Source organism: Pseudomonas sp. B22129, from assembly GCF_044218875.1.
GTDB lineage: Bacteria > Pseudomonadota > Gammaproteobacteria > Pseudomonadales > Pseudomonadaceae > Aquipseudomonas.
On record NZ_CP162592.1, the window covers coordinates 5,530,967 to 5,552,281 of the forward strand.

18 protein-coding genes are annotated in these 21,315 nt (G+C 62.4%); 4 read left to right on the top strand and 14 right to left on the bottom strand.

All coding sequences use genetic code 11. From position 1 onward, the window contains the following. Positions 1 to 98: 98 nt before the first annotated feature. The 5 genes from AB4P94_RS25115 to AB4P94_RS25135 form a co-directional block, all read right to left on the bottom strand. A complete protein-coding gene (locus AB4P94_RS25115) occupies positions 99 to 3,209 on the bottom strand; it encodes an efflux RND transporter permease subunit (protein WP_395607991.1) in 3,111 nt (1,036 codons plus the stop codon). Continuing rightward, positions 3,206 to 4,420, bottom strand: a complete 1,215-nt coding sequence (locus AB4P94_RS25120) for an efflux RND transporter periplasmic adaptor subunit (protein ID WP_395607992.1) — start codon at positions 4,418 to 4,420, stop codon at positions 3,206 to 3,208. The genes AB4P94_RS25115 and AB4P94_RS25120 overlap by 4 nt, the downstream gene beginning before the upstream one ends. Beyond that, positions 4,413 to 5,651: a TolC family protein gene (locus AB4P94_RS25125; RefSeq protein ID WP_395607993.1), complete on the bottom strand. Its 1,239-nt coding sequence runs from the start codon at positions 5,649 to 5,651 to the stop codon at positions 4,413 to 4,415. Before AB4P94_RS25125 ends, AB4P94_RS25120 begins: the two co-directional genes overlap by 8 nt. A gap of 96 nt (positions 5,652 to 5,747) precedes the next feature. Beyond that, complete coding sequence (locus AB4P94_RS25130) at positions 5,748 to 6,086, bottom strand: hypothetical protein (protein ID WP_395607994.1); 339 nt, start codon at positions 6,084 to 6,086, stop codon at positions 5,748 to 5,750. A gap of 26 nt (positions 6,087 to 6,112) precedes the next feature. Then, positions 6,113 to 7,534, bottom strand: a complete 1,422-nt coding sequence (locus AB4P94_RS25135; RefSeq protein ID WP_395607995.1) for a PLP-dependent aminotransferase family protein — start codon at positions 7,532 to 7,534, stop codon at positions 6,113 to 6,115. 91 nt (positions 7,535 to 7,625) lie between these two features. On the opposite strand from AB4P94_RS25135, the gene AB4P94_RS25140 reads away from it, so the two are divergent. Further along, positions 7,626 to 8,867 carry a multidrug effflux MFS transporter gene (locus AB4P94_RS25140; protein WP_395607996.1) on the top strand — a complete coding sequence of 414 codons (1,242 nt, stop codon included), beginning with the start codon at positions 7,626 to 7,628 and terminating at the stop codon, positions 8,865 to 8,867. 156 nt (positions 8,868 to 9,023) lie between these two features. On the opposite strand, the gene AB4P94_RS25145 is transcribed toward AB4P94_RS25140, so the two are convergent. Then, positions 9,024 to 9,929: a hypothetical protein gene (locus AB4P94_RS25145; RefSeq protein ID WP_395607997.1), complete on the bottom strand. Its 906-nt coding sequence runs from the start codon at positions 9,927 to 9,929 to the stop codon at positions 9,024 to 9,026. 399 nt (positions 9,930 to 10,328) lie between these two features. Here AB4P94_RS25145 and AB4P94_RS25150 point away from each other — a divergent pair, with 399 nt between their 5' ends. Then, on the top strand, positions 10,329 to 11,012 hold the full coding sequence (locus AB4P94_RS25150; protein ID WP_003219726.1) for a response regulator transcription factor: 684 nt from the start codon (positions 10,329 to 10,331) through the stop codon (positions 11,010 to 11,012). Then, a complete protein-coding gene (locus AB4P94_RS25155) occupies positions 10,990 to 12,381 on the top strand; it encodes a sensor histidine kinase (protein WP_395607998.1) in 1,392 nt (463 codons plus the stop codon). The genes AB4P94_RS25150 and AB4P94_RS25155 overlap by 23 nt, the downstream gene beginning before the upstream one ends. A gap of 127 nt (positions 12,382 to 12,508) precedes the next feature. Here the strand turns inward: AB4P94_RS25155 and AB4P94_RS25160 are convergent, their stop codons facing one another. From AB4P94_RS25160 to AB4P94_RS25170, 3 genes are read right to left on the bottom strand one after another with little or no spacing between them, the layout of a single operon-like run. Next, positions 12,509 to 12,919, bottom strand: coding sequence for an SRPBCC family protein (locus AB4P94_RS25160; protein ID WP_395607999.1), 411 nt, complete (start codon positions 12,917 to 12,919; stop codon positions 12,509 to 12,511). Positions 12,920 to 12,948: 29 nt separating this feature from the next. Next, positions 12,949 to 13,746 carry an SDR family NAD(P)-dependent oxidoreductase gene (locus tag AB4P94_RS25165; RefSeq protein WP_395608000.1) on the bottom strand — a complete coding sequence of 266 codons (798 nt, stop codon included), beginning with the start codon at positions 13,744 to 13,746 and terminating at the stop codon, positions 12,949 to 12,951. Between the two features lie 17 nt (positions 13,747 to 13,763). Next, on the bottom strand, positions 13,764 to 14,768 hold the full coding sequence (locus AB4P94_RS25170) for an aldo/keto reductase (RefSeq protein WP_395608001.1): 1,005 nt from the start codon (positions 14,766 to 14,768) through the stop codon (positions 13,764 to 13,766). A gap of 128 nt (positions 14,769 to 14,896) precedes the next feature. On the opposite strand from AB4P94_RS25170, the gene AB4P94_RS25175 reads away from it, so the two are divergent. Further along, the gene (locus AB4P94_RS25175) at positions 14,897 to 15,802 is read left to right on the top strand and encodes a LysR substrate-binding domain-containing protein (protein WP_395608002.1); all 906 of its coding nucleotides are present in this window, start codon (positions 14,897 to 14,899) and stop codon (positions 15,800 to 15,802) included. Here the strand turns inward: AB4P94_RS25175 and AB4P94_RS25180 are convergent. From AB4P94_RS25180 to AB4P94_RS25200, 5 genes are all read right to left on the bottom strand, one after another. Further along, positions 15,771 to 16,664: an EamA family transporter gene (locus tag AB4P94_RS25180; RefSeq protein WP_395608003.1), complete on the bottom strand. Its 894-nt coding sequence runs from the start codon at positions 16,662 to 16,664 to the stop codon at positions 15,771 to 15,773. The two genes, AB4P94_RS25175 and AB4P94_RS25180, sit on opposite strands and share 32 nt — an antisense overlap. Positions 16,665 to 16,673: 9 nt before the next feature. Further along, entirely contained in the window at positions 16,674 to 17,354 is a 681-nt protein-coding gene (locus tag AB4P94_RS25185; RefSeq protein WP_395608004.1) for a hypothetical protein, read from the bottom strand. Between the two features lie 150 nt (positions 17,355 to 17,504). After that, a complete protein-coding gene (locus tag AB4P94_RS25190; RefSeq protein ID WP_395608005.1) occupies positions 17,505 to 18,803 on the bottom strand; it encodes an NAD(P)/FAD-dependent oxidoreductase in 1,299 nt (432 codons plus the stop codon). Then, on the bottom strand, positions 18,800 to 19,888 hold the full coding sequence (locus AB4P94_RS25195) for a polyamine ABC transporter substrate-binding protein (RefSeq protein ID WP_395608006.1): 1,089 nt from the start codon (positions 19,886 to 19,888) through the stop codon (positions 18,800 to 18,802). Before AB4P94_RS25195 ends, AB4P94_RS25190 begins: the two co-directional genes overlap by 4 nt. Before the next feature lie 23 nt (positions 19,889 to 19,911). After that, positions 19,912 to 21,270, bottom strand: coding sequence for a glutamine synthetase family protein (locus AB4P94_RS25200; RefSeq protein WP_395608007.1), 1,359 nt, complete (start codon positions 21,268 to 21,270; stop codon positions 19,912 to 19,914). Between the last annotated feature and the right edge of the window lie 45 nt (positions 21,271 to 21,315).

Sequence of the window (21,315 nt, forward strand, 5' to 3'; positions counted from 1 at the left end):
TGTGTGGGAGCCGGGCTTGCCCGCGATAGCATCGCCGCAGAGCAACTGATACACCGAGGTGCCTGCATCGCAGGCAAGCCAGCTCCCACCTTTTTTGCTCAGTGTTTGGTCCCTTTGCGGCGCATCAGGTGGTAGGCGGCGGGGATTACGAACAGGGACAATAGCGGCGCGGTGAGCATGCCGCCAATCATCGGCGCGGCGATGCGGCTCATGACTTCACTGCCCGTGCCGCCGCCCAGCAAAATCGGCAACAAGCCGGCAATGATCACCGCCACCGTCATCGCCTTGGGCCGCACCCGCAGCACCGCGCCTTCCGTAATCGCGGCGAGCAAATCACCGTCCCTGCGCTGCGCCCAGGCGTTTTTCAGGTAGAGCAGCATGATCACGCCAAACTCCGCCGACACCCCGGCCAGCGCGATAAACCCGACGCCCGTGGCCACCGACAGGTTAAAACCCAGCCAATAGAGCAACCACACGCCACCGGTCAGCGCGAAGGGCAAGGTCGCCAGGATCAGCAGCGCCTCATCCACCCGGCGAAAGGTCAGGTACAGCAGCACAAAGATGATCAGCAAGGTGGCGGGCACCACCAGTTTCAAGCGCTCATTGGCCCGCTCCAGAAACTCGAACTGCCCCGAATAGCTGAGGCTCATGCCCGGCTGCAACTGCACCTGCTGGTTGATCGCCTCACGCAAGTCCTTCACCACCGACGCCAGGTCACGGTCGCGCACGTCGATATACACCCAGCCCGAAGGCCGCGCATTTTCACTTTTGAGCATCGGCGGGCCTTCACTGACTTTCAGGTTGGCCACCGTGCCGAGGGTGATCTGACTACCCTGGGGCGTGTAGATCGGCAGGTTGCGCAGTGCGTCCACCGAGTCGCGCCACGCCTTGGGGTAACGCAGGCTGATCGGGAAACGCGCCAGCCCTTCCACGGTTTCGCCGATGGTTTCTCCACCAATCGCGCCCGACACGATCGACTGCACATCGGCAATATTCAGCCCATATTGCGCGGCGGCCGCGCGGTTGATGTCCACGTCGATATAGCGCCCGCCGGTCAGGCGCTCGGCCAGCGCCGAACTCACGCCGGGGACCGTCTTGGCGACTTTCTCCACCGCCTGGGTCACGGCATCGATCTGCATCAGGCCGGTGCCGGCGACCTTCACGCCAATCGGGCTTTTGACCCCGGTGGCAAGCATGTCGATGCGGTTGCGGATCGGCGGAATCCAGATATTGGTCAGGCCCGGCACCTGCACCACGCGGTCGAGTTCTTTCACCAGTTTTTCGGGGGTCATGCCGGGGCGCCATTGGTCCCGTGGCTTGAACTCGATAGTGGTTTCGAACATTTCCAGCGGCGCCGGGTCAGTCGCAGTTTCAGCGCGACCGGCCTTGCCGAACACATGGGCGACTTCCGGCACGGTCTTGATCAACCGGTCGGTACGTTGCAACAGCTCGCCTGCGGTTTGCGTCGACAAGCCCGGCAATGCCGACGGCATGTACAACAAATCCCCCTCATCCAGCGGCGGCAGGAATTCCCCGCCCAGCTTCGACACGGGCCACAAGGCGCTGGCGACCATCAGCAGCGCCACCAGCAAGGTCATGCGCGGCCAGCGCAGCACCGCATCCAGCGCCGGTTGGTACACCTTGATCAGGCCGCGATTGAGCGGGTTACGTTGCTCATCGGGAATGCGCCCGCGAATCCAATAGCCCATCAACACCGGAATCAGCGTCACCGACAACCCTGCCGCCGCCGCCATGGCGTAAGTCTTGGTGTAGGCCAACGGGCCGAACAGGCGCCCTTCCTGGGCCTGCAAGGTAAACACCGGGATAAACGACAAGGTGATGATCAGCAGGCAGAAAAACAGCGCGGGCCCGACTTCAACTGCCGCATCGGTCATGACCTTCCAGTGATCATCGCCTTTCAACACCCGGCCAGGATTAGCGTGATGCCAGGCCTCGATTTTCTTGTGGGCGTTCTCAATCATCACCACCGCTGCATCCACCATCGCGCCGATGGCTATCGCAATGCCGCCCAGGGACATGATGTTGGCGTTGATCCCCTGAAAACGCATCACGATAAACGCGATCAACACGCCGACCGGCAACGAGATAATCGCCACCAGCGATGAACGCAAATGCCACAGGAAAATCCCGCACACCAGCGCCACCACCAAAAACTCTTCCAACAGCTTGTGGCTGAGGTTGTCCACGGCGCGGTCGATCAGTTTGCTGCGGTCATAGGTGGTGACGATCTCCACGCCGGGGGGCAGGCTGCTTTTGAGCTGTTCCAGCCGGGCTTTCACGGCGGCAATGGCCTCGCGCGCATTCTTGCCGCTGCGCAGAATCACCACGCCGCCGACCGCTTCGCCTTCGCCGTCCAGCTCGCTGATACCGCGCCGCAGGTCCGGACCCAGCTGAATCTTTGCCACATCGCCCAACACCACCGGCACGTTATTCACGCCAAGGCGCAAGGGAATACCGCGAAAATCATCGAGTGTTTTCAAATAACCCGAGGCGCGCACCATGTACTCGGACTCGCCCATGTTCAACACCGAACCGCCGGTTTCCTGGTTGGCCTTGCCGATGGCCTCGGCCACCTGCGCCTGGGTGATGCCACGGCTGGCCATGGCCAGCGGGTCGAGTTGCACCTGGTATTGCTTGACCTGGCCGCCAATGGTCGCGACTTCCGCCACGTTGGGGATGGTCTTGAGTTCGAACTTGAGGAACCAGTCCTGCAAGGCACGCAGCTGCGCCAGGTCGTGCTTGCCGCTGCGGTCCACCAGCGCGTACTGGTAGATCCAGCCGACACCGGTGGCGTCCGGCCCCAACGCGGGCTTGGCCGACGCCGGCAACCGCGCCTGCAACTGGCTGAGGTATTCCAGCACCCGCGAGCGCGCCCAGTACAGGTCGGTGCCTTCGTCGAACAGCACATACACGTAGCTGTCGCCGAAGAACGAAAAACCCCGCACGGTCTTGGCGCCCGGCACCGAGAGCATGGTGGTGGTCATCGGGTAGGTGACCTGGTTTTCCACGATCTGCGGCGCCTGGCCCGGGTACGGCGTGCGGATGATCACCTGCACATCCGAGAGGTCCGGCAGCGCATCCACCGGCGTATTCTGCACCGCCCACACGCCCCATGCGGTGATGAACAGCGTGGCGAGCAACACTAGAAAACGGTTGGCCACCGACCAGCGAATCAGCAAGGCGATCATGGCTGGGCTCCCGGTTGCAGGCTCATCGGTGCTTCGGCGGTGACGCCCCTGAGGCTGGCTTCGGAATCGAGCAGGAACTGGCCGGACGCGACCACCTGCTGGCCTTCCTGCAAGCCGCTGAGGATCACGGTCTGGTCGCTGTTTTCAGCGCCCGCCTCAACCTCGACCGGCCGGAAGCGCCCGCCCTCCTCGGCCAGCATCACCAACACGCGTTTGCCGGTGCGGATCAACGCTTCGCTGGGTACCTGCAACACCGCTTGCCCGCTGCTTTGCGCCAGGCGCACTTGCGCGGTCATGCCCGGGCGCAAGGCGCCGTCGGGGTTCGGCAGTTCCACGCGAACCTGCACGGTGCGGCTGTCCATGGCCGTGGCCGGCAGGATCGCACTGACGGTGCCTTGAACGGACCGGCCCGGCAAACCGGCAAACTGGCTTTCCACACGTTGCCCCACCTTCAAACTCGCGCCTTGGGCCTCGGGCACGGCGACCTGCAACCACACCTGAGCCAGGCCATTGATACGCGCCAGGGTTTGCCCCGCCGCCACGGTCATGCCTTCGCGCACTTCCAGGGTTTGCAATGCGCCGCCCAACGGCGTGGTGACGGTCAACACCGACTGCACCCGGCCACTGCGCTCCATCTGCGCGATCAACCCGGCGGGCATGCCGCTCAGGCGCAAACGCTGGCGGGCGGCAGCGATCAAGCCGTTGTCAGCACTGCGACGCAACGCGAGGAATTCCTCCTGGGCCGCCGCCCACTCGGGGACGAGGATGTCTGCCAGCGGCGCACCGGCCGCCAGCACATCACCCGGCGCACGGGCATAAACCCGCTCGACAAACCCCGCCGCCCGCGCCTGTACCACCGCCACATCGCGGTCGTTGAAGGCCAGAATGCCCGACAGGTCCAGCGTGGAAGTCAGCACGCCGCGGCTGACCGTCGCCAGGCGCACGCCGATGTTCTGGGTCTGGCGCGGGTCGATCTGCACACTCGGTGTATCGGTCGCAGCACCTTCGGCGTAACGCGGTACAAGTTGCATGTCCATGAAGGGCGATTTTCCCGGCTTGTCGAACTTCTGCTGCGGGTACATCGGGTCGTACCAATACAGCGCGGGTTTTTCCCCTGTGACGGCAACGGGGGGTGCCGGGCGCCACTGCGCCAGCCCATAGCCCGCGCCCAGCCCAAGCAGCAACACGGCGGCGATGATTCGATTATTCATTGGCGGGTTCCCCGTAGGCGAAATACAGCCGGGCGCCAACCAGGGCGCGCTGTTCAATGGCATCCATCTGTTTGAAACGGGCGTCGACCAGCTCGCGGCGGGCACTGACCAAATTCATCAAGTCGCCTTTGCCGGAGCGATAACCGGCCAGGCTCAACGCCACTTTCTCTTCGGCCAGTGGCACCAGGCTGTCCTGGCTGCGTTGCACCGCACGGTCCAGGCGTTGGTAATCCGCGAGGTCGTCGTCAAGCATTTGGGTGTGCTCGCGGGTAGCGGCTTCGCGTTCGGCGTCCAGTTGGTCCAGCTCGGCCTGCTTGGCGGCAATGCCGGGGTTTTGCCGGCGGCCGGGAAAGATCGGCAAGTCGTAGCTCAATTGCAGGGTGACCATGTCGCCGTACTCGCGGCTGCGATGGCCGTAATCGACCTCCCAGCTCCAGTCCGAGGTTTTCTGCGCCTTGGCATCCTGTAAACGCGCCTCGGCCTCGCGGGTGCGTGGCACGAAAGCTTGCAGTTCGGGATGTTGGTGCAGGTTATGGCTCAGGCCATGGCTGTCGAAGGTCCAGTTGGGCAACTGCCCGCTGGGGGCTTCGCTGGCCGCCGCGCCGATCCAGCGCTTGAGGGCGGCGCGCGCCTGGGCGCGTTGCAGGGTCAGTTCGTCCTCGCGCCCGGCCAGTTCGGCAGCTTCCTGTTTGGGGATGACGGCGTCGGAGGCCTGGCCACGCCCGCCGGCCAACTGTGCGCGAACGCTGTCTTGCAGCAAGCGGTTCTGGGTGTAGAAGTCCTTGAACAGGGCCTCCTTGCGCTCGACCACGTAGGCGCGAATCCACGCCTGGGCGGTGGCCTGGCGCACATTGAGACGTTCGATCCGCCCTTCTGCCGCCGTGCGTTCAATGGTTGCGTCGGCCAGTTCGACCCGCGCCTTGCGCTTGTCACGGCTGGGCACTTGTTGCTGGATGCCGATCATTTGCTGCGTCATGTCATCGCCATACAGCGTGCCGCGGTTGGGCCCGCCGATGGGGAAGTTCTGCAGGCCGACCAGCAGTTTCGGGTCGGGCAATTCACCGGCAGGGATCGCCGCCTGTGTCGCGGCTTGCAGCTTCGCCGCCTCGGCCGTCAGGGAAGGCGCGTTGTTTTGCGCCAGGCGCAGGGCGTCATCCAGGGTCAGCGCATTCGCCAACGCCGGCCACGCCAGCACGCCCACCACCAGGGCGCGCAGGTAGAAGGAAGTCATGTTGAAAATTCCTGATCCGTTGCGCTGCACGCCGCATTACGCGGCCCACAGCAAGGCCATCCCGGTTAGGGGATGAAGCTTGGGAGGCAACCGGGTTCAGGAACGGGGTGGGCGCCAGACGCCGGACGGCGTGCGGTCGGGGATGAAGTCAGTGGACACACCCAGCGCGACGGGATGAGCCATGCTCAGCGGGGCCTTGAACAGCGGCATCGACAGTTGCACCACGCCACCGGTCTTGCATTCCTGGCCGGTTTTGCAGGCCTTGCCATGGTCGACGCCGTCCTGGCAGCAGTCAGGGGACATGTCCGTCATCATCTGCATGCCCGACATTTTCATCGGGCAAGGCTCTGTACTTGAGGCCACACCCGCCATCCCGGTGAGGGGAAGCGTGAGGCTCAGCAACATCACCAGGATCAAACGCAGAAGTCGGCTCATGGGGCGCGAGTCTAGCCAAGCCCGAGTTAAGCCGCTATTAACAATTGCGTGAGGATTCGGCCGTGATAACGGATTTGCGCGAGGGTCAGTGCGGTATAACCGATGATCACCGCCGGCGGCAAATGGGCCTCGACACAGAACTTGCCCAGCGGCTGCAATGCCAGCCCGACGGCAGCGGCGCGGCTGCAGAAATCCTGCTCTTGCACGCCCGCTGGCAACCACAGCACACAATGCAGCCCGGCCTGCTGGCCACTGACGCGGCTGCCCTCTGGAAGGCAGGCGAGCAAGGCATCGCGCCGCGCCTGGTAGGCCTGGCGCGAGGCGCGCAGATGGCGCACAAAAGCCCCGCTGCCGAGAAACTCCACCAAGCCCAGTTGATCGGTGGCGCCCACTGAATGCCCGGTGAGCTGCAGGGTGTGCAACAGCGCTTGGCGCAGCGCGCCGGGCACCACCATGAAGCCCACGCGCAAGCCGGGGTAGAGGTTCTTGTTGAAACTGCCGCAGTAGATCACGCGGTCGGCCGAATCCAGGGACTTAAGGGCCGCCAATGGGGCGCTGTTGTAGTTGTACTCGCTGTCGTAGTCATCTTCGATCACCCAGGCATCGGCGCGGGCGGCCCAGTCCAGCAAGGCAAGGCGACGGGACACCGAGAGCGTCATGCCCAGCGGCGCCTGGTGTGCGGGCGTGACGTAGGCCAGGCGCGCACGGTCGGGAAGCTGTGCGGTATCGAGCCCCTCGGCGGTGACTGGAATCGCCTGTACATGGGCACCGGCCAGCGCGAAAAGCCGTCTCGCCGGTTTATAGCCGGGATCTTCAACGCAGGCGGTGTCGCCGGGTTTGAGCAGCGTGCGCGCGATCAAATCCAGGGCGTGGCGAATACCGGTGGTGACGATCACTTCATCCGCTTCGCAGTGCATGCCGCGGTAACTGCGCAGGTACTCGGCGATCTGTTCGCGCAAGGCGGGCAAGCCCGCCGTGTGGGCGGCCTCCAACACGCCCGGGCCGGCAGCGTGCAGGCCACGGGCGATACAGCGCGCCCAGGCTTTCAAGTCCAGCAAGCTCGCATCCGGGCGCCGCGCGACGAAGGGCACGTTGCTTTGCACGCCAGCGTGGGGCTGATCTTCTACCCCTTCACGGCGCAGCGTTTCCCTCGGCGCCGGGGCGGCGATGAACTGCTCGGGGATCACCGCACACACCCGCGTACCGGAACCCGCCACCCGCTGCACATAGCCTTCGCTGTGCAAACGTTCGAACGCGGCCTCCAGCGTGCCGCGGGACACCAGCCAGCGCTCGGCCAGGCCGCGCGTAGACGGCAAGCGACTGCCCGCAGGCAACTGGCGGTTCAAGATCGCGCCGCGCAAGGCTTCGTAGGCGCCCTGCTGCTTGCCGGCGTCCAGCGTATCGGGGCGCGGCAGGTCGAGGGCGGTGGCGGCTTTTCCTCGGCTCATAGTGGTCCAATCATCCTTGGCATAAGTGGCTCACAGGATTAAACCACAACGCCGGTAAAGTGCGGCTCTACTCTTTGCGAAGAAGCTGCTCATGACTCAACGCACCCTCTCCACCGGGTTCTGGCTGGCCCTGCTGGCCGTCTTGATTGCCTTGCCGCGCCTGACGCTGGACCTGCACCTGCCCGCCCTGCCCGCCATGGCCGATGACTTCCACCGCCCTGACAGCCAATTGCAACTGATCCTTACGCTCTACACGCTGGGCTCGGCGATTTCCCTGCTGGTCAGCGGCCCTTTAACCGACCGCTTCGGCCGCCGCCCCGTGCTGCTCGCCGGGTTGTGCCTGTATGTGCTGGCGACCGTCACCTGTGCGGTGGCTGACAGCCTCGACGTGCTGATCGTCGCCCGCCTGTTTCAGGCCCTCGGCGGTTGCTGCACCACGGTGATCGGCCGCGTGATCGTGCGCGACTACTTTGACCGCCATGAACAGGCACGCCTGCTCGGCCTGATCTCCATGGCCATGGCCATCTCGCCCATGGCTGCGCCGGTGCTCGGCAGCCTGATGCTGCCGTTCATCCACTGGCGCGGTTTGTTTGTGTTGCTCGCGGTGATCGGCGCGGTGCTGTACCTGGTGGTCTATCGCCGCCTGCCGGAAACCCGCCCGGCAGAAGTCGCCGCCGCCCCGCCGAGCGGCCTGCTGCGCATCTATAGCCAGTTGCTGCGCGACCGGTATTTCCTGCGCTATTCCCTGGCGATTGGCTGTGTGTACAGCACGTACTTTCCGTTTATCAGCGAATCTTCGGCGCTGTTGCAGCGCGGCTTTCACTTGTCGGCGACCGCCTACGCACTGGTGTTCGCCGCAACCATCAGCGGCTACATGCTCGGCGCCAATCTGTTTCGGCGCCTGGTGCTGCGGTTTGAAGCCGATCGGCTGATCAATGCCGGCATCGCCCTGAACGTGCTGGGCACGCTAACGCTGACCCTTGCGACCCTGGCGTGGCCACAGGACTGGCTGGCGATTGTGCTGCCGATGGTGGTGATCATGGTATCGGTGGGGATGGTGATTCCGGCGTGCCAACTGTCGGTGTTGCAGCCGTACGGGGCGATTGCGGGGACAGCGTCGGGGTTGTTCTTTTTTATTCAGATGTTCCTGACGGCGCTGAGCAGCTGGGCGACGGGGTTGTTGTCGGATGGGACGTCTGAGCCGCTGGTGGTCATGACGGCGGTGGCAAGCGTATTGCTGGTGACAAGCTGGCTGACACTCCACAAAACCAAATGTGGGAGCGGCGGTTCGACGATTCGACTTGCCCGCGATAGCGTCGTGTCAGTCAACTGATCAATAACTGACAGACCGCCATCGCGGGCAAGCCCGCTCCCACAGTGGGCCAAGCGAGCCCTTGGCTTAGTGCATGAAGATCGCAATCAGGATGATGACCGGGATTGGCACACCGAGGAACCACAGAAGTAATGAGCGCATGATGTTCTCCCTTTATTAACGGACGAAGTGTTCGGTTTCGACATACACCACAGCATCCCGACGGCGACCGCCAAAGGTGGCAGCGAAGCTGGCGAAGAATGCACCGATCAACAGTGAAACGAAGGTCCACAGCGACGCATAAGCGGCTACTTTGGCAGCGGTGTCAGCGGCTTGCTTGGCTTTGAGCTTGGCGTCTTCGAGGGCTTTACGGGCATCGCCGTACACTTTGTCGATACGCGCTTCGGCGTCGGCCTGGCTGAGGTTGGTGCGCTGGCTGATCAACTGGGCCAAGTAGGTCCGGTCTTCAGGCGCGAGCTGGCCATCGTTGCTCAGGGTGCGGGTGAGGATGCGGGCGACGACGCCGTGCACTGCGTCATCACTCACGGCAGCCGGGCGGTCATCACGAAACAGGCTGTCGACGTAGTAGTCGAAGTCGCCGCTGTTGGCGCCTTTGGCTGCACTCCCGGCCGCCTGGCTCAGGCCACTGGCGGCGCCCGATGCAACGCTGGCACCGGCTTTTACGCCGCCACTCACCACGCTGCTCACCGAACCGACCACCAATACGGCGGTGATCAACGTAGCCACGGCCCAGGCGAGAAAACCATGGGCGGTGTCGCGAAAGTACACCTCATCGCCATGCATGTTGGCCCATTTCACCCGCAGACGCCCGGCGATGTAACCGCCCAAGCCGGATGCGACGATCTGGGTAAACGCCAGCCAGACAATCGTGGAAATGCCAAGGCCCTTGGCGCTGATACCGCTGTCGGCCCATGGCGATACCGCAGAAAAGCCCAGGCCGAAGCCCAATAACACCAGAATCAGTGACAGTGCAGCCGCCGCAGCGGCCCCGGCAAAAATCGCCCCCCAGGAAACCCCGGAGAGCGTGCTCGACGCTTGCAGTGTGGATGAGGATGTGGTCATTGTTGTTGTGCTCCCGGCAGGAAAGAAAATGTTACAAGTCTCAAAAGGGACAGTGCAGGCAGCATGCCAGTCGCTTGAAAAATAAATTCACAGCAATTTCAGTAACTTAGATAAATTGAACTTACGCGAACCATGCAAGTTGCAAGAAATGACTTCCGGCGGCGGGCGTATTGCACTCTTTCCAGCAAGCTTATTTGTCACAAAAAAATGCATGAACACAGCGTGTGTTCAGGATGTCGGGGGCATGATCAGGTGAAGTCACGGGCAGTCCTATGCTTGAACGGCTCTCCCGTGATTTTGTGTCGGTTTTGCCAACATGAAGTTTAATTTAGGAAGCAATCTGGCATTTCTTGGCAAAATGCCCCCACTTCTAGTGTGAATCGCTCACCAGGTAATCCTATGACCCGTATTTTGACCATCGAGGATGACGCCGTAACGGCCCGCGAGATCGTCGCCGAGCTGAGTAGCCATGGACTGGATGTAGATTGGGTGGACAACGGCCGCGAAGGCCTGGTCCGTGCTGTGAGTGGTGATTACGATCTGATCACCCTCGACCGCATGTTGCCGGAACTGGATGGCCTGGCCATCGTCACGACCCTGCGCACCATCGGGGTGTCGACGCCGATTCTGATGATCAGCGCCCTCTCCGACGTCGACGAACGGGTGCGTGGCCTGCGCGCCGGCGGTGATGATTACCTGACCAAGCCTTTCGCCTCCGACGAAATGGCCGCCCGCGTTGAAGTGCTGCTGCGCCGCAAAAGCACGGTCAAGGAATTCGAAACCGCCCTGCGCGTGGCAGACCTTGAGCTGAACCTGATCAGCCGCGAAGCCAGCCGCGCCGAACAGCCGCTGAGCCTGCTGCCGACCGAATACAAATTGCTCGAGTTCCTGATGCGCAACACCGGGCAGATTCTGTCGCGGATGATGATCTTCGAGGAAGTCTGGGGCTATCACTTCGACCCGGGCACCAACCTGATCGACGTGCACATCGGCCGCCTGCGCAAGAAAATCGACCCACCGGGCCTGACGCCGCTGATTCGCACGGTACGAGGTTCCGGCTATGTCATTGCTGAACCCCTCTAAGGGTTGGCGCTCTTCCAGCAGCCGCTTGCTGGCGCTATACAGTTCGCTGTTCGTGGCCTGGAGTTGCATCCTCATGGGGGTGCTGTATTTCGAGGTTTCAGGGTACCTGGGCGACTTGTCGCGCCATTCCCTGATGCAACGCCAGCATCTGTTCCAACGCTTTGACGGCGAAGAACTGGTGGAAGCCTTGACCACCAGCATGACCTTCGACATGAAGGGCGTGGACGCCTACGGCTTGTTCGACGAGCAATTTCGCCCCTTGAGCGGGCCGATCCGCGCCGTGCCGCCGGACCTGCCGCTGGACGGCAAGATCCACGCGCTGGTCAACTGCGTCGAATCCGACGACCCCAAACTGCCCAAAGACAGCTGCGACGCCGTGGCCACCCACACCGAAGACGGCCGCTGGCTGGTCCTGGTGCGCGCCAACGGTTCGCTGTTCGGCGTGACCCGGATCATCTGGCATGCGCTGTTGTGGGCGCTGTCCCTGACGATCATCCCGGGGGCTGCCGGCTGGCATCTGTTGCGCCGCCGCCCCTTGCGGCGGATCCGCGGCATCCAGGCCAGCGCCGAGGCCATCGTCGCCGGCGACCTGACGCACCGCCTGCCGTTGTCCAACCGGCGTGACGAGCTGGACATGCTGGCGGCCATCGTCAACGCCATGCTCGACCGTATCGAGAAGTTGATGAACGAGGTCAAGGGCGTATGCGACAACATCGCCCACGACCTGCGCACCCCGCTGACGCGTCTGCGCGCGCAGTTGTATCGCATCAAGCAAGAGGCCGAGGCGGAGTCGGGCTACGCGGTGAAACTGGATGACGCGATTGCCGAAACCGACACGCTGATGGCGCGCTTTCGCGGGCTGTTGCGTATCTCCGAGCTGGAAGACCACCAGCGTCGCTCAGGCTTTTTGGTGATGGACCCGCTGCCGCTGTTGCGCGAACTGCACGACTTCTACCTGCCTCTGGCCGAAGAAGGCGAGCTGCAGTTGCGGCTCGAAACCCCGGAATCCCTGCCGTGGATCACCGGCGATCGCGCACTGCTGTTCGAAGCCCTGGCCAACCTGTTGAGCAACTCGATCAAGTTCTCCCCTCCGGGCGGCGAAGTGATTCTGCGCGGGGTCAATGATGCGGGCAGCACGCGCCTTGAAGTGCACGACTCCGGGCCCGGCATACCGGTGGCGGAGCGTGACGCGGTGTTCCAGCGTTTCTATCGCGTGGACGAAAGCGACCAGCAAGGCGGTTTCGGGTTGGGTTTGTCGATTGTGGCAGCGATCATCAACTTGCATGGGTTCAAGCTGGAAGTGGGTTCCAGCCTGTGTGGCGGCGCGTGCCTGGTGCTGGAGTGCCGGCAGCAGTTGATGCCCGAATAACCCAAACACCCCATAACCCTGTGGGAGCTGGCTTGCCTGCGATAGCGGTAGCCCAGGCAATAAACAGTTTGCCTGATACACCGCCATCGCAGGCAAGCCAGCTCCCACATTTGATTTGCAGTGGCTGTTAGAAATTAGCCCGCAGCGCCTCAAGCCCACCGCTGTAAACGCCGCTGAACAACTCTTCCACCGCCGCATCCGTAGTGCCCGCCACCGGCGTAAACACACCGGACCAGGTCACTTTGGCCGACGACTCGCTCAAGGCTTCGACCTGCAACGTCGCCAGGTAAGCACTCACCGGAAACGGCGATTGTTCGATGGTGTAGCTGTAGGTGCGGGCCACGTTGTCGAAGGCCTGCAAACGCTCGACGATCACGCCGCCCTCCGCCGTTTCCAGATGGCGCACACGCCCGCCGTCGCAGGCCGCGCTCTTGACGATAAACGGCAGCCAGTCCGGCAGCGCGTTAAAGCCGCCGATCAATTGCCACACCTGAGCCGCCGGCACCGGAATTTCGATTACTGAAGAGGCTGTTGCCACACTAAATACTCCTGAAGATGAAAAACAATTCAGATTGCCATGCTGTCCACAACACCACCGTCGACCCGCAACGCGGCGCCGGTGGTGGCAGACGACAGCGGTGAAGCAATGTACGCCACCAGGTTGGCGACTTCATCCACATTGGCCGCACGCTGGATGATCGACGTAGGCCGCGCATTGCGCACAAACACATCAGCCTCGTCCCGCGCGCTGCGCCCGGATTTGGCCGTGGCGTCCGCCAGCATTTGCTCCAGGCCGTCGGTAAAGGTTGGCCCCGGCAGCACGGCATTCACCGTCACGCCCGTCCCCGCCAGGCGCTTGGCCAGGCCGTGGGACACCGCCAGGTTGGCACTTTTGGTCACGCCGTAATTGATCATGTCCGCCGGCGTTGCCACTCCGGATTCCGACGACAGGAAAATCACCCGCCCCCAGCCCTGCTCGACCATGCCCGGCACATAGTGCCGCGACAGGCGTACGCCGGAGATCACATTGACCTCGTAGAAGCGCGTCCACTCACTGTCTGGCGCGTCGAAGAAATCCACATCATTAAAGATGCCCAGGTTGTTGACCAGGATGTCGGCACGCGGTTCGGCGGCGAAGAGTTTCTCGGCGCCTTCTGCCGTGCCGAGGTCGGCTACCAGCCCGCGCAGGTCAGCGCCGGGCACTGCCTGGCGAATGCTCGCCAGGGCGTCGTCGACCTTGCCCGCTTCACGCCCGATCACCACCACGGTGGCGCCGGATTGCGCCAGGGCCAGGCTGATGCCCAGGCCGATCCCGGCGGTGCTGCCGCTGACGATGGCTACTTTGCCGCTTACATCGATTTTCATGGGTTGAACTCCTGAAGTTAAAGCGGCAGGGGCGCGCGGTCCGAAATCAATCGGGCGTCGCGCAGGGCCTGCCAGAAGGCTGCCGGAATCTTCTCTGACAACGCCGCGACGTCTTCGGCAATGCGCCCCGGACGACTGGCACCCGGAATCACCGCCGCCACGGCCGGATGGGCCAGGGAGAATTGCAGGGCGGCGGCTTTCACGCTGACGCCAAATGCCTGGGCAATCGCCTTGATCTGCTCGACCTTGGTGATGATCGCCGGGCTGGCTTTCTGGTATTCAAAGTGCGCGCCACCGGCCAGGATGCCCGAGCTGTAAGGGCCGCCGACCACGATTTCAACCTTCTGCGCGGCAGCGGCGTCCATCAAGCGTTGCAGGGCGCGGTCGTGGTCCAGCAGCGTGTAGCGGCCCGCCAGCAGAAAGCCGTCCGGCTGGGCTTCGCTCAGGTCCAGGGTCAGTTCGCACGGCTCAACGCGGTTCACGCCCAGGCCCCAGGCCTTGATCACGCCCTCTTCGCGCAGACGGGTCAGCACTTTGAACGCGCCGGTACGGGCCTGGTTGAAGTAGTCCAGCCACTGGTCGCCGTAGAAGTCCTGGGCGATGTCGTGAATCCACACGATGTCCAGGCGGTCGGTTTGCAGGCGCTCCAGGCTGTCTTCGATGGAGCGCAGGGTGGCGTCGGCGCTGTAGTCGTTAACCATCTTGTTCGGGCGGCCGTTTTCAAACACGCCGCTTTTTTCGCCGAGGTCGCGGGCGCTTTGTTCGACTTCATCGAGGATCACCCGGCCGACTTTGGTGCTGAGCACGAAGTCATCGCGGTTGTACTTCGACAGGGCCTGGCCCAGGCGAATTTCCGACAGACCCGAACCGTAGAACGGCGCGGTGTCGAAGTAGCGCACGCCGGCATTCCAGGCTGCCTCAACGGTGGCCTGGGCTTCTTCTTCAGGAATGGCGCGGAACATGTTGCCCAGTGGTGCGGTGCCGAAGCCGAGCTGGCCCGGGAGTTTGTCTTTCAAGCTCATGGTGGATCCTCAAATGCGTGAAGGGTCGCTGTGACCGTTGAGCAGATCCTAGATTGCATAGATCGGACCGTCCAAGACATAATGCGACAAACTTGAGTCCTAATAGGTCTTATAAAGAGTGTTCTAACATGATCGACCTGCGCCAATTGCGCTACTTCGAAGTCGTCGCCGAAGAAGAACACGTCGGCCGCGCCGCCGAGCGCCTGCACATCTCCCAATCGCCCCTGAGCCGGCAGATCGCCCAGTTGGAAGAACGGCTGGGCCTGACCCTGTTCGAACGCAGCCAGCAACGTATCCGCCTGACGCGTGATGGCCAGACCTTTCTGGCTGAAACAAAGGCGCTGCTGACCCATGCCAACCGGCTGGAATCCTTGGGCAAACGCCTGGGCCGGGGTGAAGAAGGCGGGTTGTGCATCGGCTATATCGAAAACGCCATGCACGCCGGCGTGCTGCCCAATGCCCTGCGCGTGCTGCGCGATGACCGCCCCACCGTGCATATCAAGCTGTACAACCTGCCGTCCCTCGACCAGCTTGAAGGGTTGCGCCAGCGCAGCCTGGACATTGCGCTGGTCGACGAACCGCCTGCCGCTGATGACCCGGACTTGACCGCGTTGCAGGTGCTGGACGACCCGATGCTGCTGGCCCTGCCCGAACATCATTCACTGGCGCGCCTGAGCGAGTTGCTGCCAGAACATCTGGCTGAGCAGGAGTGGATCGGCGTACAGCGCAAAGCCGGCGCCCACCCGGCCGATGACTTTGTCGCCGCCTGCATCCGCGCCGGGTTCACCCCGCAAATCCCCATGGAAGCCAGCGAGCCATTTACCGCGCTGGGGCTGGTAGCCTCCGGCCTGGGGGTGGCGATGGTGCAGAAAGGCCTGAGCCGCAACGCCCCGCCGGGCGTGGTGTTGCGCGAGCTACCGTGGCTGGCCTACACCACACCGCTGTGGGCGGCGTGGCATCGGGTCAATTTGCGGCCCTTGGTGGAGACGTTCAGGAAGGTGCTCACGGAGCCCGACGGCAGAGCCGCTCGTTGATGCGCGCCGAATTGACGAACAGCGCAATGCCGATCAATACCAGGGCAATCGCTATGCCTTGGCCGTTACGCAGCTGTTCGTCAAAAAACAGGTACGAGGTCAGCAACCCGGACACCGGCACCATCAACGACAGGGGCGCGACCACCGCCGCCGGGTATTTCTTCATCAGATTGTTCCAGATCCGGTACCCCACCAGGGTCGTGACATAACACTGGAACACAATCGAGAACCCCGCGCCCCAGGTGAAGTCCGTAATCAGGGTACACAATGGGTCCGGGCCTTCGAACCACAGGGTCAGCAACAACAGCACCGGAATGGAAAACAGGCTGGACCAGACGATAAACGCCACCATGTCCTCCGGCTTGCGTACCTTGACAATCAGGTTGCACAGCGACCACGAAAAGGCGGCCAGCAGCACCAGTACAATGCCCGGTGTGGTCGATACCTCGTCCGCCAATTGCAGGATGACCAATAACCCTAGTGCGCAAAACAGCATGCCGGCGCCCTGTATCCGGTTGATCGGTTCATCAAGAAACCAGCGACTCATCAGGATGGTGAAAAACGCACTGAACTGCAGAAATACCGAGGACATGCCCGCCGACAGGCCGTGGTGCATCGCCACATTCACCACCCCCCACAGGCCGGCACCGAACAGCACGCCGTAGGCGATCAGGGTGCTGCAGGCCACGCCCGGTGGCCGCTTGATAAAGAACACCAGTGGCACCGCGCAGAAGGTAAACCGCAACAGGGTCAGCACAAACGGGTTCAGCGACTGCAAGCCCAGGCCAATCACTGAAAAGTTGGCGCCCCAGATAGCCGTGACCACCAGCCCCGCGACCAGATCTTTTTTGCTCAATTGCATCACGCCCCCTTACGCCAGTGACTTCGGCCGCATGCCGTAATAAACAAAATTGTCGAAGTCTTCGTGACGGTAGGTGTCGTGGCGCTCGTAATAGTTGTACACCACTGACAGTTTCTGCTCGTTCACCGTGGGCTCGCTGTCATGCAGGGTTTTGCGCCCTTGCATGATCAGCAGCGAGCCTTTGGTGGCGAAGATTCGGCGATGTTCGACCCATGGGTTTTTCTGGGCGGGGTGCGAGCGCTCCACCTGCATGCGCAAGGGCGCTTCCCGGTTGGTGGTGAGAAACAACAGCACCGTGATGCCGTTGGTGTCGTAATGCAGCCCCAGCGTTCCGCCGCCGGGCGGGTAAGCCTTGATATTGATATCCGATAACGGATACGGCGATACCACCACGTCGGTGTGCGTCACCAGGCTCACCAGTGGCACCAGGCTGTGGTAGATCGCGGTCAGCTCGGGCAGGTGCCGGCGGATGTCATCGCCTTTGAAGATGTGGTGGTTGTAGGCGCCGCCCAAGTCCGAAACGGCATCGGTGCCCTGGCTCTGGTGCCGGACCCAATCGACGCCCTGCGCCTGGATGATGCTGTTGACCCGTGCCGCCAGGCCGTCGCAGAGGTCATCGGGGATCAGCCCGCCGATGACCGTTGCAAGGTTGTAGAAGTAGTCGTGGCGATGTTGATTGATGTCGAACATGGTCTTCCTCCCTGGACAGGAAATCTGTGCGGGGCGGAATTTACGTAAAGATTTTCACAGAGGTAACTGACCGTACGGCCAGTAGCAAAACAGGTGGAAAAATGCCTCTAGACCGGGCGCTTCATCGTTTCAGCAAATGATGCTCCCGGCTTAAACACGGCAGACTTCGCGCAGCCGGTGCCACAACATGCCCAATGCCAGCAACGGCGAACGCAGCGCCTTGCCGCCGGGAAACGTCATGTGCGGCACCTGGCTGAAAATATCCAGGCCCGGGCTCTGGTTTGCGTGAATACCTTCGGCCAGCAGCTTTGCACACCAGTGCGTCACGTTGAGGCCATGGCCGGAATAACCCTGGGCGTAGAACACATTGGGGTATTGCTTCAACCGGCCGACCTGAGGAAAGCGATTGGCCGTAATGCCGATTTTGCCGCCCCACTGAAACTCAAGGGAGGTGTTGGCCAATTGCGGGAACACTTTGAGCATTTTCGGCCGCATATAGGCGGCGATGTCCGCCGGATCGCGCCCTGAATAATGGCAAGCACCGCCGAACAACAGGCGACGGTCAGCTGAAAGCCGGTAGTAATCCAGGCCGACTTTCTGGTCACACAGCGCCAGGTTTTGCGGGATCAATTCGCTCGCCAGCTGCGCCGATAAAGGCTCGGTGGCGATGATGTAACTGCCGGCCGCAAGCACTTTGCCACTTAAGCGCGGCTCCAACTCTTCAAGGTGCGCATTGCACGCCAGCACCAGGCTCGCGGCGCGCACTGTGCCACCCGCGCAACGTACCTGCACGGTGTCGCCGTGGATCAGCTGCAGCACTTCGGTCTGCTCAAAAATCCGCACCCCCAGGGACTCGGCGAGCTGCGCCTCACCCAACACCAGGTTCAGTGGGTGCAGATGCCCGGAGCCCATGTCGACCAAACCACCGGCATACACCGTGGAACCCACAACCTGCTGCATATCCTTCGCTTCGACGAGGCGGGTTTCATGGGTATACCCCATAGCCGCCAGGCTTTGCTGCTCACCTTTGAACGCCGCAAACTGCGCCGCAGTATTCGCCAGCTCGCAGAAGCCCCAGCGCAAATCACAGTCAATCCCATGCTTGCCAATCCGCTCGCCCACCAGCGCCACCGACTCAATCCCGGCTCGCTCCAGATAACGCACGCCCTCCTCGCCCACGTATTTGGCAAAGCCGGACACGTCATGGCCGATGCCCCGAATCAACTGCCCGCCGTTGCGCCCGCTGGCGCCCCAGCCGACGCACCGGGCCTCCAGCAGGATCACCGAGAGCCCGCGCTGGGCCAGCTCGATGGCGGTATTCACGCCGGTGAACCCGCCGCCAATCACACACACATCGGCAGTCAGGTCAGCGCCCAGTGGCGGGCGCTCCGGCATGGCATTGGCCGAGGCCCGGTAGTAAGAACGGGCATGGTCAGTCGATTGAATCATTTGTTGGTCTTCACTTTGCTCCAGGCGCGGGTCATCAGGCGCATGGTCGCCGGGGTCGGCGTGGTGGAAATATAGAGTTTGTCGAGCACTTCCTGCGGCGGGTACACCTCAGGGTTGTTCACCAGTTCCGGGGCCATGAACGGTTTGGCGGCCGGGTTGGCGTTGGCATACCCCACCGAGGCACTGACCTTGGCGATCACTTCAGGGTCGAGCAGATAGTTGATAAAGGCGTGGGCTTCTTTCGGGTTGCTGGCGTCGGCAGGAATGGCCAGCAGGTCAAACCACAGGTTGGAGCCTTCCTTGGGAATCGAGTAGGCGATATTCACACCGTTCTTGGCTTCCTTGGCACGGTTGGCGGCCTGGAACACGTCGCCGGAATAACCGAACGCCACGCAGATATCGCCGTTGGCCAGGTCCGAAATGTACTTGGAGGAATGGAAATAGGTGATGTACGGGCGCAGCGTCAGCAGCTTGGCTTCGGCCTGTTTGTAGTCCTCGGGGTTCTCGCTGCGCGGGTCCTTGCCCATGTAGTTGAGAATCGCCGGGAACAGCTCATCCGCTGAGTCGAGGAAAGCGACACCGCACTCATGCAGCTTCTTGATGTTCTCGGGCTCGAACAGCACCGCCCACGAGTCGATATGGTCGATGCCCAGCACCTGCTTGACCTTGTCGACGTTGTAGCCGATGCCATTGGTGCCCCACAGGTACGGCACCGAATGCGCGTTGCCCGGGTCGTTTTTCTCCAGCAGCTTGAGCAGCTTGGGGTCGAGGTTCTTGAAGTTGGGCAACTGCGAACGGTCCAGCTTGAGGAAGGCGCCAGCCTTCACCTGGCGCGCCAGAAAGTGGTTGGACGGCACCACCACGTCATAACCGGTGCGCCCCGCGAGCAGCTTGCCCTCCAGGGTTTCGTTGGAGTCGAACACGTCGTAGATCACCTTGATCCCGGTTTTGGCCTGGAAGTCGGCCAGGGTGGTCTCGCCGATGTAGTCGGTCCAGTTGTAGACACTTACCGTTTGTGCCGCTTCGCTGGTGCTGCTGAGTCCGGCGACGAGAGCCAGCGGGAGAAGCTTTTTCACAAGACGCATATCGACACCCCTTTATTGGTTTTTTAGACGCTCAACAGCAGGAACTCACGCTCCCAGGAACTGATCACCCGCTTGAAGTTTTCATGCTCGGCGCGTTTGACCGCAACGTAGCCGCGCACGAACTTGTCGCCCAGGTACTGTTTGACCGTGTCGCAATCCTCCATCCGCGCCAACGCGTCTTCGAGGGTGAACGGCAGGCGCAGGTTGCGGCGCTCGTAAGCGCGGCCTTCCACCGGCGCACTCGGTTCGATCTGCTCGATCATCCCCAGGTAGCCACACAACAGGCTCGCGGCAATCGCCAGGTAGGGATTGGCATCAGCGCCCGGCAGGCGGTTTTCCACGCGCATCGCATCGGGGCTGGAGGTGGGCACGCGCAGGCCGACGGTGCGGTTTTCTTCGCCCCACTCCACGTTGACCGGCGCCGAGGTGTCCGGCAGGAAGCGGCGGAACGAGTTCACGTTGGGCGCGAACATCGGCAGCAGCTTGGGGATGTACTTCTGCAAGCCGCCGATGTGGTGCAAAAACAACTGGCTTTTGTTGCCGTCGGCATCGACGAACACCGGCTTGCCGGTGGCAATGTCCACCACGCTCTGGTGCAGGTGCATGGCGCTGCCCGGCTCGTCGGCCACCGGTTTGGCCATAAAGGTCGCGGCCACGTTGTGCTTGAGCGCGGCCTCACGCAGGGTGCGTTTGAACACGGTGATCTGGTCGGCGAGGTCCAGGGCGTCGCCGTGGCGGAAGTTGATTTCCATCTGCGCCGGGCCGTCTTCGTGGATCAGCGTGTCGAGGTCCAGGCCCTGCAGTTCGCACCAGTCGTAGACGTCTTCAAACAACGGGTCGAATTCGTTGGCGGCATCAATGGAAAACGACTGGCGCCCGGTTTCGGCACGGCCGGAGCGGCCCACCGGGGTTTTCAGCGGCAGGTCCGGGTCTTCGCAGCGCTGGGTCAGGTAGAACTCCATTTCCGGCGCGACAATCGGCTGCCAGCCCTTGTCGGTGTAGAGCTGCAGGACTTTTTTCAGCACATTGCGTGGCGACAGTTCGACAGGGTTGCCCTGCTTGTCGAAGGTGTCGTGGATCACAATCGCGGTAGGCTCGATGGCCCATGGCACCACGTACGTGGCGTTGGACACCGGGCGGCAGATCATGTCGATGTCGGCCGGGTCCAGCAGGTCGTAGTAGATATCGTCGTCGACAAAGTCCCCGGTCACCGTTTGCAGCAGCACACTTTCCGGCAGGCGCATGCCTCGCTCATGCAGGAACTTGTTGGTGGGCGCAATCTTGCCGCGTGCGATGCCAGTCAAATCACTGATCACGCATTCGACTTCGGTAATCTTGTGTTCTTTCAGCCAGGCGGACAGCTGATCGAAGGGGGCGTTCATAAGGACCTCGTCATGGGTTGGGTGCATGCGCCGGCTTGTACTCCC

Bases quoted from the DNA above. Each gene is read 5' to 3' on its own strand.
- AB4P94_RS25170 (WP_395608001.1), bottom strand. From the start codon at position 14,768: ATGAGCTTGAAAGACAAACTCCCGGGCCAGCTCGGCTTCGGCACCGCA.
- AB4P94_RS25180 (WP_395608003.1), bottom strand. From the start codon at position 16,664: ATGCAATTGAGCAAAAAAGATCTGGTCGCGGGGCTGGTGGTCACGGCT.
- AB4P94_RS25130 (WP_395607994.1), bottom strand. From the start codon at position 6,086: ATGAGCCGACTTCTGCGTTTGATCCTGGTGATGTTGCTGAGCCTCACG.
- AB4P94_RS25145 (WP_395607997.1), bottom strand. From the start codon at position 9,929: ATGACCACATCCTCATCCACACTGCAAGCGTCGAGCACGCTCTCCGGG.
- AB4P94_RS25115 (WP_395607991.1), bottom strand. From the start codon at position 3,209: ATGATCGCCTTGCTGATTCGCTGGTCGGTGGCCAACCGTTTTCTAGTG.
- AB4P94_RS25195 (WP_395608006.1), bottom strand. From the start codon at position 19,888: ATGCGTCTTGTGAAAAAGCTTCTCCCGCTGGCTCTCGTCGCCGGACTC.
- AB4P94_RS25190 (WP_395608005.1), bottom strand. From the start codon at position 18,803: ATGATTCAATCGACTGACCATGCCCGTTCTTACTACCGGGCCTCGGCC.
- AB4P94_RS25150 (WP_003219726.1), top strand. From the start codon at position 10,329: ATGACCCGTATTTTGACCATCGAGGATGACGCCGTAACGGCCCGCGAG.
- AB4P94_RS25140 (WP_395607996.1), top strand. From the start codon at position 7,626: ATGACTCAACGCACCCTCTCCACCGGGTTCTGGCTGGCCCTGCTGGCC.
- AB4P94_RS25120 (WP_395607992.1), bottom strand. From the start codon at position 4,420: ATGAATAATCGAATCATCGCCGCCGTGTTGCTGCTTGGGCTGGGCGCG.
- AB4P94_RS25125 (WP_395607993.1), bottom strand. From the start codon at position 5,651: ATGACTTCCTTCTACCTGCGCGCCCTGGTGGTGGGCGTGCTGGCGTGG.
- AB4P94_RS25165 (WP_395608000.1), bottom strand. From the start codon at position 13,746: ATGAAAATCGATGTAAGCGGCAAAGTAGCCATCGTCAGCGGCAGCACC.
- AB4P94_RS25200 (WP_395608007.1), bottom strand. From the start codon at position 21,270: ATGAACGCCCCCTTCGATCAGCTGTCCGCCTGGCTGAAAGAACACAAG.
- AB4P94_RS25175 (WP_395608002.1), top strand. From the start codon at position 14,897: ATGATCGACCTGCGCCAATTGCGCTACTTCGAAGTCGTCGCCGAAGAA.
- AB4P94_RS25185 (WP_395608004.1), bottom strand. From the start codon at position 17,354: ATGTTCGACATCAATCAACATCGCCACGACTACTTCTACAACCTTGCA.
- AB4P94_RS25135 (WP_395607995.1), bottom strand. From the start codon at position 7,534: ATGAGCCGAGGAAAAGCCGCCACCGCCCTCGACCTGCCGCGCCCCGAT.
- AB4P94_RS25155 (WP_395607998.1), top strand. From the start codon at position 10,990: ATGTCATTGCTGAACCCCTCTAAGGGTTGGCGCTCTTCCAGCAGCCGC.